Raw genomic sequence first — 12,073 nt, forward strand, 5'->3', positions numbered from 1 at the left:
AACGAGACCGTTATGCCCAGACTGGCGTCCGTGCTTTTTTTGCTGTCACTGATGATCTGGACCGCAACGGCTGACGCGCTGACTCTGACCGATGAAGAACGTAGCTGGCTGGCGGCTCACCCGGACTTGCGACTGGGTGTCGACGCGTCGTGGCCGCCCTTCGAGTTTCGCGACGACCAGAACCGTTATCAGGGCCTGGCGGCGGACTATATCGATGTGATTCGCCAACGCCTGGCGGTCAAACTCACGCCCATCGAGCCGGTGAGCTGGACCGTAGTGCTCGAACAAGCGAAAAACGGCAAGATCGACCTGTTGCCTGGCATCATGTCCACCCCGGAACGCCAGAGCTACCTGTCGTTCACCCGCCCTTATCTCGACTTTCCGATCGTCATCCTCGCCCACGTCGGCGGCCCGCAACCGCGCAAGCTCGAGGAGCTTTACGGTCTGAAAATCGCCGTGGTCGAGAACTACGCGCCCCATGAGCTGCTGCGCACCCATCATCCCGACCTGAATCTGGTGGCGATGCCCAACGTCAGCTCCGCGTTGCAGGCCCTGGCCACCGATGAAGTGGACGCGGTGGTCGGCGATCTGGCCTCCAGCGTCTGGAGCCTGCGTCAGCTCAAACTGGATGGTTTGTATGTCAGCGGCGAAACCCCTTATCGCTACCAACTGGCGATGGGCGTTCCTCGGGACAACAAAATGCTGGTGAGTATTCTGGATAAAGTTCTGGCCGACATGTCCCCGGAAGAAATCAGCAGTATTCAGGAGCACTGGGTAGGCAACGTCCTCGATCATCGGACATTTTGGTCTGACCTGCTGGTTTACGGTTTACCGGGGCTATTGCTTCTGGTCATCGTCCTGGCGATGGTGATCCGCATCAACCGTCGTCTCAGTTCGGAAATCGCCCGACGCATCGATCTTGAACAAGAACTGCGCAGCAGCGAATACCACTATCGCGGACTGGTGGAGAGCCTCTCGGCCATCGCATGGGAAGCACGAATCAGCGATTTCACCTACAGCTACGTTTCCCCCCATGCCGAGGACCTGCTCGGCTATCCACTGTCGCACTGGCTGATTCCCGGCTTCTGGCGCAACATCATCCACCCGGCGGACCTCACACGCGCACAGAGCTTCTGCGATCACGAAGTGCTGGCCGGGCGCGATCACAGTCTCGATTACCGGGTGATCACCGCTGACGGCCGTTGTTTGTGGGTGCGTGACATTGTCAGCCTGATCGAACATGGCCATGAACCGGTGATGCGCGGTCTGATGATCGACATCAGCGAAACCAAACGCACCGAGGAAGCACTACGACTATCGGAGCAGAAGTTTGCGTCGGTATTTCAACAATGTCCGGACATTCTGGTCATCGCCCGACTCTCGGACGGATGCCTGCTGGAAGTCAACGAAGCCTTTGAAGAACAGATCGGGCTCAAGGCCGAAGAAGTCATTGGCCAGACCGCCACCGAACTCAACATCTGGGGTATTCCCGGAGTCGGCCCGGGCCTGCTTCAGCGCCTGCAGGCCGGCAGCATTCGCAACCTTGAGATGCCCTTTCGTCGCAACAATGGCCAGGTGTTCACCGGGCTGATTTCCGCCGAACCCTTCGAGCTCGACACCACACCGGCGCTGGTTGTGGTGGTCCGCGACATTACCCAGCTCAAGGAAACCCAACAGCAATTGCAAACCTCCGAAGAGAAGTTCGCCAAGGCCTTCCACGCCTCGCCGGACGGTCTGCTGTTGTCGCGCCAGAGCGATGGCCTGCTGCTTGAGGTCAACGAGGGTTTTAGCCGCATCACCGGTTTCAATAGCGCCATGTCGGTGGATCGCTCGGCGCTGGATCTGGGCATCTGGGTCAACCTCAACGAACGCAAACAAATGCTCGACCTGCTGCACCGCGACGGGTTCGTTCGCGACTTCAGCTGCCATATCCGCCGCAGCGACGGGCAGATCCGGCTCTGCGAGGTGTCCAGCCGTCCACTGCCGATCGGCGACGAAGAGTGCATGCTGACCATCGCCCGGGACATCACCGAACGCCACCTGATGCAGGAAAAACTGCAGCAGGCCGCGACCGTGTTCGAAAGTACCGCCGAAGGTGTGTTGATCACCGACACCCAGCAACACATCAGCGCTGTAAACCGAGCGTTCACCGAAATTACCGGCTACAGCGAAAGTGAAGCGCTGGGGCACACTCCGCGCCTGCTGGCGTCCGGCCTGCACGACAGCGCGTTTTACGCGGCGATGTGGCATCAATTGACCGACGAAGGTCACTGGCAGGGCGAAATCTCCAACCGACGCAAAAATGGCGAGCTGTACCCGAGCTGGCTGACCATCAGCGCCGTGCGCAATCGCGACAAGTTCATCACGCACTTCGTTGCGGTGTTCGCCGATATCTCCAGCCTTAAGCACGCCCAGGCCAAACTCGACTATCAGGCGCATCACGACCCGCTCACTGGCCTACCGAATCGCACGCTGTTCGAAAGTCGTCTGTTGATGGCACTCAACAGCCAGCAGGAAAACGGCGGTCAGGGCGCAGTGCTGTTCCTTGACCTCGACCGCTTCAAGCACATCAACGACAGCCTCGGTCACCCGGTCGGCGATCTGTTGCTCAAGGGCATCGCCGTGCGCCTCAAGGAGCAACTGCGCGATATCGACACCGTCGCGCGCCTGGGTGGCGACGAATTCATCATTCTGCTGCCCGGCCTGCAGCAGCCCGGGGATGCAGACAACATCGCCACCAAACTGCTGAACTGCTTTGGTGCGCCATTCCAGGCTGGTGAGCATGAGTTCTTCATCAGCGCCAGCATCGGCACCAGCCTTTACCCGCGCGACGGCTGCGATGTTGCGACCCTGATCAAGAACGCGGACGCGGCGATGTATCGCTCCAAGGCCAAGGGCCGCAACCGGGTCGAAAGCTACACCCGCGATCTCACCGCCCAGGCCAGCGAGCGTGTGGCGCTGGAGCACGAACTTCGCCGAGCCATCGAGCGCGAGGAGTTGTACCTCTATTACCAACCGAAAATCAGCCTCGACGATCACAGTCTGGTCGGCGCCGAAGCCCTGATCCGCTGGCGCCATCCGAACTTCGGCGACGTGCCGCCGGAGCATTTTATTCCGCTGGCGGAAGAGAACGGCATGATTCTGCAAATCGGCGACTGGGTGCTGGAAACTGCCTGCCGACAGATGTTCGAGTGGGGCCAGATCTACGAATCCCTCGGCCCGCTGTCGGTGAACCTCGCCGGCGCTCAACTGCGCCAGCCGAACCTGTTGGGACGCATCGAGCAACTGCTCAAGGACAACCGTCTGCGGCCGGAATTACTGCAACTGGAAATTACCGAAAACTTCATCATGAGCCAGGCCGAAGAAGCGCTGGCGGTGCTGCACCAGCTCAAACACCTGGGCGTGCAACTGGCCATCGACGACTTCGGCACCGGTTATTCCTCGCTGAGCTACCTCAAACGCCTGCCACTGGACATCCTCAAGATCGACCAGTCTTTCGTCCGCGGCCTGCCCGATGACCCGCACGATGCGGCGATCGTGCGCGCCATCATCGCCCTGGGCCGCAGCATGCAATTCACCGTGATCGCCGAAGGCGTGGAAACCCAGGCCCAGCAACAATTCCTCGCCGCCGAAGGCTGCGAACAGATCCAGGGCTACATCGTCAGCCTGCCGCTACCGCCAGAAGAGTTTGCCGCGACGTTTCTTCGTATAGCCGTATCAGATTTTTCGGATAGCACAGCCGAGAAACCGTCGCTATAATCCGCGGCCTACTGAGGGCCTATAGCTCAGTTGGTTAGAGCAGAGGACTCATAATCCTTTGGTCCACGGTTCAAGTCCGTGTGGGCCCACCAAACATGAAAAAGCCGCGCTTATGTGCGGCTTTTTTTCGCCTGTTGTCTCGTCCTGAATAAGGTTTACACCTTCTGGCTTCTTATCAGGAGTGTGCAATGGATTCGGGCGCAAAACGCAGTCAACGCGATTACACGCTGACTTTTAAATTGTCGGTTGTCGACCAAGTCGAAAAAGGCGAGTTGAGTTATAAAGAGGCTCAACGGCGCTACGGAATTCAGGGTCGGTCGACGGTGTTGGTTTGGTTACGCAAGCATGGTCGGCAAGACTGGAGCCAAGGCGCCTCCATTCGTTCCCAAAGGAACCGACCGATGGACGAGCCCACTTTGCCCTTAACTCCCGAGCAGAGAATCAAAGAGCTTGAGGAGCAGTTGGCGCTGGCGAATCAGAAAGCCAAGTTTTTTGAAGACGTGGTGGATGTACTGAAGAACGACTACGGCGTCTCTGTCGTAAAAAAGCGGCCCGGCAAGTCGTTGCGCAAACCCAAACCCTGAGTGTCAGCAGGGCTTGCCAGTTTATGGGGATCAGTCGCCAAGCCTTTTACAAACGTAATCGCGTCTGTCGGGCTCGCATCGAGCAAGATCAGAAACTCATCCAGTTTGTGCAGACAATCCGAGTGCGCCAACCCTGCATTGGCGCCCGCAAACTGCACTCGTTGATGCACGCGGAGCGTGAGAAACAGTAGCTGCATGTCGGCCGCGATCGGTTATTGGCGGTCTTGCGTGATTACCGCCAACTGGTCCGCAGGAAGCGGGCTTATCACAAAACGACCGATAGTCATCATCACTTCCGCTGCCATCCCAATCTGCTTAAACCAGGCCCGTCGCAAGTTGTCGCTACCGGTCCGGAACAGGTTTGGGTGGCCGATATCACGTATCTGTCCACCAAACGTGATGATCCGGTCTATTTGAGTCTGGTGACGGATGCCTTCTCAAGAAAGATCGTCGGCTATCACGTGCATGGCAGCTTGCATGCCGACTCAGTGGCTCAAGCCTTGCGTATGGCCTTGAAGACGCGTCGAACACGCCAGAAACTGGTTCATCACTCGGATCGAGGTGTGCAGTACTGCTCGGCGCTATATCAAAAGCTCCATGCCAAACATGGCATCACGTGCTCAATGACTGATGGGCTACGACTGCTACCAAAACGCCTTGGCAGAGCGGGTCAATGGCATCTTGAAGACAGAGCTCTTGCTCCATCGGCCAACAGACCTGGCGCAAGCGGAGCAAATGGTGCGGGAGGCCATCTTGATCTACAACCAGGAGCGCCCGCACCTGTCCTTAAAATACAAAACGCCCGATGCGGTGCATCGGGCGTTAGGGTGAAACATGTGTAAACCTATTTCAGGACTAGACATGTCGTTTGGCGATTACGGTCGTTACAAGCGCCATACTCGGAAGACTACCGCGAGGTCTGTAGGTTATTTCCCAAGCTGTGTTTTCACTCAGTTTTCGGCCTTGTTGGCCTTTTCTCCGAACGAGTAATCTCCGGGCGCCGCTGTTCGCCAGGGATTACTTTCATGCTCGTGAATGCTGCGCCACTTATAAAAGAATCAGGTGGCCAACAAACATGGATCGACTTAGCTTTGCCCGACCTGCGAACACTGGCCAGGGAGCTTCGCTCGGCCACAATTGATGAAGTGAAAAGGGCAGACGATGCGCAAGGAGCCCTCAGAATTCTCCTGACTCATTTCGGATTCATCGATGAGGCATTACTCGCAGTCACTATCCTCACACCGATCGGAAACGTTGCGGTCATGAGGGACAAACTCGCCCACATCGTCGAAAAACGCGCTGACTCACGAGAGCGCTACGTTCGGCATGCGATTGACACGCTGACGGGGCCGTTTGAAATATGGAGAGTGCTGTACGACAACGGCGGATACCGCATGGCTTTCATCAACGCCTATGAGGCAAAAAATGACATGCTCGTCGTGGTAGATGTCAGGCACGGCCACGTCCTGTGGAACTTCATGCATGCTCCGGCAAGAGCGATGAACAAGCACCGTCAGGGCGAACTTCTCTACAAGAGATACATTCTTCAGGACAAACAAAAAGAGGAGCCTGTTGGCTCCCCCTTGAATATTTGAATCCTGATATTGGCATCCTCAGGAAATGGGATGAAGAGGTCTCACCTTACACCGATGTTGCAGCATCGCTGAGGTACCTACGTCTGCTGAGGCCCTGCAAGGCAGCAGATTTCGCGCTCTTGAGGCCATTTTTGATAAAGGCAGCAGGCAAGTCAAATCATTTGTCTGTTCTTTTGTTTCAGTAAAATCCCCGGTGACTGCCTAATCCCTCGCCACTCAATCAGCGCTCACAAGCGCCTCGCGTGACGAGCCTGTAACATGCAGCCACATTGATCCGTACCGCTGGAGCCTGCCCTTGCCCGACATCCGCCCACCCGTGCTCGATGAAATCGACCGCCAGCTGATCGCAGCCCTGCAAATCAATGCCCGTGAGAGCGTGGCGATGCTGGCCCGGCAATTGGGGATCGCCCGTACCACCGTGACTTCGCGACTGGCGAGGCTGGAAAAGGCCAAGGTCATCACAGGTTATGGCGTGCGTCTGGGCCAACGCGTGGTGGATGGCGGTTTGCAGGCCTACGTCGGGATCAAGGTGCAGCCACGCTCCGGCAAAGAGGTACTGCGCCGCTTGAGCGCAATGGCTCAGGTACAGCAATTGTGCGCAGTGAGTGGCGAATTCGATTACGTGGCGTGGCTGCGTACCGATTCACCGGAACAGCTCGATCAGCTTCTGGATCAGATCGGCAGTGTAGATGGGGTAGAGAAGACCACGACGTCGATCATCCTCAGCAGCAAGATTGATCGCGGACATCCAGTCTGATCACTGCCTTCGTCATATTGCAGCATCAACGCTCAAAACGACGACACATTGCGTCTTATTAACGTGTTCTACGCTCCCTAGAATGGCTGGCATCTTTTCCTATACTCAGACGCGCATCCAGCGTCGGGTCGCCAGCAAGGTCAGCCATGAACAAGAACAATCGCCATCCTGCAGACGGTAAGAAACCAGTCACCATTTTCGGCCCGGACTTTCCTTTCGCCTTCGACGACTGGATCGAACACCCGGCCGGTCTGGGCAGCATTCCCGAGCACAACCACGGTGCCGAAGTGGCAATCGTCGGTGCTGGTATCGCCGGTCTGGTGGCGGCTTATGAGCTGATGAAACTCGGCTTGAAACCCGTCGTGTATGAGGCCTCGAAGCTTGGCGGCCGTCTGCGTTCGCAAGCGTTCAACGGTACTGATGGCATCGTCGCCGAGCTCGGCGGCATGCGCTTTCCGGTATCTTCCACCGCGTTCTATCACTACGTCGACAAACTCGGTCTGGAGACCAAGCCCTTCCCCAACCCGCTGACGCCGGCTTCCGGCAGCACCGTGATCGACCTGGAAGGCAAAACCCATTACGCACAAAGTCTGAAGGACCTTCCTGCACTGTTCCAGGAAGTGGCTGACGCCTGGGCCGATGCTTTGGAGGCCGGTTCGCAGTTCTCGGATATCCAGCAAGCGATTCGTGACCGTGATGTGCCACGCCTCAAGGAGTTGTGGAACACCCTGGTGCCGCTGTGGGACGACCGCACGTTCTACGACTTCGTCGCCACGTCCAAAGCCTTCGCCAAACTGTCGTTCCATCACCGTGAAGTATTCGGCCAGGTCGGTTTCGGCACCGGCGGCTGGGACTCGGACTTCCCCAACTCGATGCTGGAAATCTTCCGCGTAGTGATGACCAACTGCGACGATCACCAACATCTGGTGGTCGGCGGCGTCGAACAAGTGCCGCAGGGCATCTGGCGTCACGCGCCGGAGCGCTGCGTACACTGGCCGCAAGGCACCAGCCTGAAATCGCTGCACCACGGCGCGCCGCGCTCCGGGGTGAAGAAAATCGCCCACGCGCCTGACGGACGTTTCGCAGTCACCGACAACAACGGCGACACCCGCGAATACGCCGCCGTACTGACCACCTGCCAGAGCTGGCTGCTGACTACCCAGATCGAATGCGACGAAAGCCTGTTCTCGCAGAAGATGTGGATGGCGCTGGACCGCACGCGCTACATGCAATCGTCGAAGACCTTCGTAATGGTCGACCGCCCGTTCTGGAAGGACAAGGACCCGGAAACCGGCCGCGACCTGATGAGCATGACCCTCACCGATCGCCTGACCCGTGGCACCTATCTGTTCGACAACGGCGACGATAAACCGGGCGTGATCTGTCTGTCGTACTCGTGGATGAGCGATGCGCTGAAGATGCTCCCGCACCCGGTAGAAAAACGCGTGAAGCTGGCGCTGGATGCATTGAAGAAGATCTACCCGAAAGTCGACATCGCCGCGCGGATCATCGGCGATCCGATCACCGTGTCGTGGGAAGCCGACCCTCACTTCCTCGGCGCGTTCAAGGGCGCCCTGCCCGGCCACTATCGCTACAACCAGCGCATGTATGCGCACTTCATGCAGGACGACATGCCGCCGGAGCAGCGCGGGATTTTCATCGCCGGCGACGACGTGTCGTGGACGCCGGCCTGGGTTGAAGGCGCGGTGCAGACCTCGCTCAACGCGGTCTGGGGAATCATGAAGCACTTCGGCGGGTCCACACATAAAGAGAACCCCGGCCCGGGTGATGTGTTCAACGACATCGGCCCGATCACCCTGCCCGAGTAAGAGGAATCCCTGATGCGTGTAGCCCTTTACCAATGTCCACCGCTGCCTCTGGAACCCGCCGCCAACCTCCAGCGCCTGCATCAACTGGCGATGGAGGCCAAAGGCGCCGACCTGCTGGTGGTGCCGGAGATGTTCCTGACCGGCTACAACATCGGCAAGGAGGCGGTTGCGACATTGGCCGAGGTCTTCAACGGTGAGTGGGCGCAGCAAGTCGGACGGATCGCCAAGGCTGCCGGCCTGGCGATTCTCTACGGTTACCCGGAGCGCACTGCCGAAGGACAGATCTACAACGCCGTGCAGTTGATCGATTCGAACGGTGAGCGCCTGTGCAATTACCGCAAGACGCATCTGTTCGGCGATCTGGATCGCTCAATGTTCAGCCCCGGTGAAGGCGAGTTTCCCATAGTCGAGCTCAACGGCTGGAAGCTCGGCTTCCTGATCTGCTACGACCTGGAGTTCCCGGAAAACGCCCGGCGCCTTGCTCTTGAAGGCGCCGAGCTGATTCTGGTGCCGACGGCGAACATGATTCCTTTCGATTTCATTGCCGATGTTTCCGTGCGCTCCCGCGCGTTCGAAAATCAGTGCTACGTGGCTTACGCCAACTACTGCGGCCACGAAGGCGACATTCATTACTGCGGGCAAAGCAGCATCGCCGCGCCGGATGGCAGCCGCATCGCCCAAGCCGGACTGGACGAAGCCTTGATCGTCGGTGAGCTGGATCGCCAGTTAATGGTCGACTCCCGCAGCGCCAACCGTTACTTCAACGACCGCCGCCCCGAACTTTACGACGCGCTCAGCAAGCGCTAATCCGCTAGCATTGGCACTTCACTGTTCTGGAAGTGCCCATGTCTGCGCCGACCCATCCCCGTGCCCACACCGAAACCCTGGCCAACGGCTTGCGCGTGACCCTGCGTCACGTGCCCGGCCTGAAGCGCAGCGCCGCCGCGTTGCGGGTAGCTGCCGGCAGTCATGACGTGCCATTGGCGTGGCCAGGGCTGGCGCATTTCCTTGAGCATTTGCTGTTTCTCGGCACTCAGCGTTTTCCTGCACAGCAAGGGCTGATGGCCTACGTGCAAGGACGTGGCGGCCAGGTGAATGCCAGCACCCGCGAGCGCACCACCGATTTCTTCTTTGAGTTGCCGCCAACGTCCTTCAGCGGTGGGCTGGAGCGTCTGTCGGACATGCTCGCTCACCCGCGTATGAATCCGGACGATCAGTTGCGGGAACGGGAAGTGCTGCAGGCGGAGTTTGTTGCGTGGTCGCAGGATGCTGCGGCTCAGCAGAAAGAGGCGCTGTTTGAGGGATTGTCGGCGGCGCACCCATTGCGCGGCTTTCATGCCGGAAATCGCGAGAGCCTGCCGGTAGAACAAGCGGATTTTCAGCAGGCGTTGAAAGACTTCCATCAGCAGTTTTACCGCACCGGGCAGATGACTCTGAGCCTGGTCGGACCGCAGAGTGTGGAAGAACTGCGAGCGCTCGCGGAGCAGTTTGCCGCCGCGCTGACGGCTGGGGATAAAACTGCACAGGCAGCCCCCGTTCGCTTGATGGACAACACACAGAAAAGTTATCAACAGGCTGGCGAGCAACGCGGTGATCTGCTGTTTGCGCTGGAGGACTTGCCGGAGTCGTCGGCCGAAGCGCTGGCGTTTCTCTGTCACTGGTTGAACAGCGCCAAACCCGGTGGGTTGCTCGCGCATTTGCAGCAGCAGGGTCTCGCCGACGGCTTGCACGCCAGCGTGCAGTACCAGTTCGGCGGGCAAGCCTTGCTGCATCTTCAGTTCACGGCGACATCCGGATCACTCGACGCCATCCGCGCACAGTTTCTCGACTGGTTGAGCTTCTTCGCAGCGCAGCAGGACTGGCCGGCGTTGCGTCAGGAGTATGCAACGCTGCTTGAACGGCAGCAGCAGGTCAGCGGTGCATTGCATTTGGCCCGACTCGACAGCGAACAACTCGAGAATGAAATCTCCGAATCGGCCATTGCAGTGCTCAAAGCAATCCTCGGCAAAATCGGCACTGTGGATAACTTCAGCAGTCACTGGCATCTGCCCGCCGCCAATCCGTTCCTGCGCACAGCCGAGCCACTGGCCAACGCGGGTCTGATCCGCGGCCAGACCAGCGCCCACCGAGGCCTGCGCACGTTTGCTCAGGATCGCTCGCGCAGCCGCCGCGAACGTTCGCCGATGCAATTCAACCAGGCGCTGCCGGATAACGGTGACGAAGGGGCGGTGTATGTGCGCTGGCAGACAGAGGCGGCGGCCACGGCCGAGCTGCAGGCGAAACTGCAACGCAGTCTGCGGGAGGTTTCCGGCGACGCACGTCAGGCCGGAGTCGAGTTGTCCTTCAGCGCCATAGGCAATCAGTGGCTGCTGAGACTCACCGGCCTGCAGGACACGCTGCCTGTTGTGCTGGAACACGCGCTGAAATCTCTGACACAGGTGGGCGTCGATTGCGCAAAAGGCGAACCGAAAACGGCGCTGATACCGATCCGCCAGCTGCTCAAAGTACTGCCCGAACTGTACCTGCCAGCGGTAGGCGAATCCGATGACGCCGCGCACCTGTGGACAACTTCTCGCTGGGACGGTCTGGCTTTGGGGCTAAACCCACAGACCCAGTCAGCCATGGGCCTGGCCCTGAGCCGCATCCCGGGCATCCCGGACAATCAAATCCCCTCACCGTCGGCAATCCATAACGGATACCGGTGGAGTCAGATCGACAGCGCGTCCAGCGAACACGCCTTGCTGCTGTTCTTTCCGACTGCCAGCCGTGAAATCGCCGACGAAGCCACGTGGCGCCTGCTTGCGCAACTGTGCCAGACACCTTTCTACCAACGCCTGCGAGTTGAATTACAACTCGGCTATGCGGTGTTCAGCGGCCTGCGCCAGCTCCACGGCCAGACCGGCTTGCTGTTCGGTGTGCAATCGCCCTCGGCCACCGCCGCGCAATTGCTCGAGCACATTCAGCAGTTTCTCGAAGGACTGCCAGCCCTTGTCGAACAACTCGACGACGCCGGCCTCGCCCGGCAACGCCAGACACTTGCCGATCAATTCGATGACAGCGTCCTGTCCGGCAAAGATGCGTCCGAGATCCTGTGGCAGGCCCGACTCGCCGGCCACTCGTCGGATTATCTGCCCCAGCTACGCCATGCCATCGCTCAACTGGATCGCCCGGCATTGCTGACCGCCGCAAAACGTCTGATCCGCGCCGAAGGCGGCTGGCACGGCCTGGCCAACGGCCCTGCGCCAGGCGCGCCATGGCAATCGGCAAAATGATCATTACCGGGGCTGCAAGGAGCTTTCTCAAAGATTCACGGGCCAACCCCCTGAAATTTTGAGTAACATAGCCACCTAACTATTTGGAACATCCCTGCGCTGCCGTGGACTATACCTATGGATAGCGCTATCTCACCCACCTGAAAAAGGAGTCACCCGATGGCTTGGACCAAACCTGCTTACACCGACCTGCGCATCGGCTTCGAAGTCACCATGTACTTCGCCAGCCGCTGAGTCCTGCCTCAAGCAGAACACTGCAGTGCAACGCCTCGGCTCG

The 12,073-nt window shown here is 58.9% G+C and carries 7 protein-coding genes, 1 tRNA gene and 1 pseudogene; all 9 read left to right on the plus strand.

Going from position 1 to position 12,073, the window contains the following annotated elements; all coding sequences use genetic code 11:
* Positions 1-12: 12 nt before the first annotated feature.
* The 9 genes and pseudogenes from CAF63_RS21225 to pqqA all read left to right on the plus strand — a co-directional run bounded on the left by CAF63_RS21225 (position 13) and on the right by pqqA (position 12,030).
* Complete coding sequence (locus CAF63_RS21225; RefSeq protein WP_085688482.1) at positions 13-3,759, plus strand: bifunctional diguanylate cyclase/phosphodiesterase; 3,747 nt, start codon at positions 13-15, stop codon at positions 3,757-3,759.
* Between the two features lie 15 nt (positions 3,760-3,774).
* A tRNA-Ile gene (locus CAF63_RS21230) sits at positions 3,775-3,851 on the plus strand.
* A gap of 96 nt (positions 3,852-3,947) precedes the next feature.
* Positions 3,948-5,174: pseudogene (locus CAF63_RS21235) on the plus strand (IS3 family transposase).
* Between the two features lie 194 nt (positions 5,175-5,368).
* Entirely contained in the window at positions 5,369-5,938 is a 570-nt protein-coding gene (locus tag CAF63_RS21240; protein WP_085688484.1) for a PBECR2 nuclease fold domain-containing protein, read from the plus strand.
* Between the two features lie 295 nt (positions 5,939-6,233).
* Positions 6,234-6,695, plus strand: a complete 462-nt coding sequence (locus CAF63_RS21245) for an Lrp/AsnC family transcriptional regulator (protein WP_007959884.1) — start codon at positions 6,234-6,236, stop codon at positions 6,693-6,695.
* A gap of 146 nt (positions 6,696-6,841) precedes the next feature.
* Positions 6,842-8,524, plus strand: a complete 1,683-nt coding sequence (locus CAF63_RS21250) for an NAD(P)/FAD-dependent oxidoreductase (RefSeq protein WP_085688486.1) — start codon at positions 6,842-6,844, stop codon at positions 8,522-8,524.
* A gap of 12 nt (positions 8,525-8,536) precedes the next feature.
* Positions 8,537-9,331 (plus strand): carbon-nitrogen hydrolase family protein, encoded by a 795-nt coding sequence (locus tag CAF63_RS21255; RefSeq protein ID WP_085688488.1) that lies wholly within the window; start codon positions 8,537-8,539, stop codon positions 9,329-9,331.
* Between the two features lie 38 nt (positions 9,332-9,369).
* Positions 9,370-11,796, plus strand: coding sequence for a pyrroloquinoline quinone biosynthesis protein PqqF (gene pqqF / locus CAF63_RS21260; RefSeq protein WP_085688490.1), 2,427 nt, complete (start codon positions 9,370-9,372; stop codon positions 11,794-11,796).
* Between the two features lie 159 nt (positions 11,797-11,955).
* A complete protein-coding gene (pqqA, locus tag CAF63_RS21265) occupies positions 11,956-12,030 on the plus strand; it encodes a pyrroloquinoline quinone precursor peptide PqqA (protein ID WP_003444522.1) in 75 nt (24 codons plus the stop codon).
* Positions 12,031-12,073: the final 43 nt, after the last annotated feature.

This window comes from Pseudomonas sp. B20(2017) (genome assembly GCF_002113125.1).
Lineage (GTDB): Bacteria > Pseudomonadota > Gammaproteobacteria > Pseudomonadales > Pseudomonadaceae > Aquipseudomonas.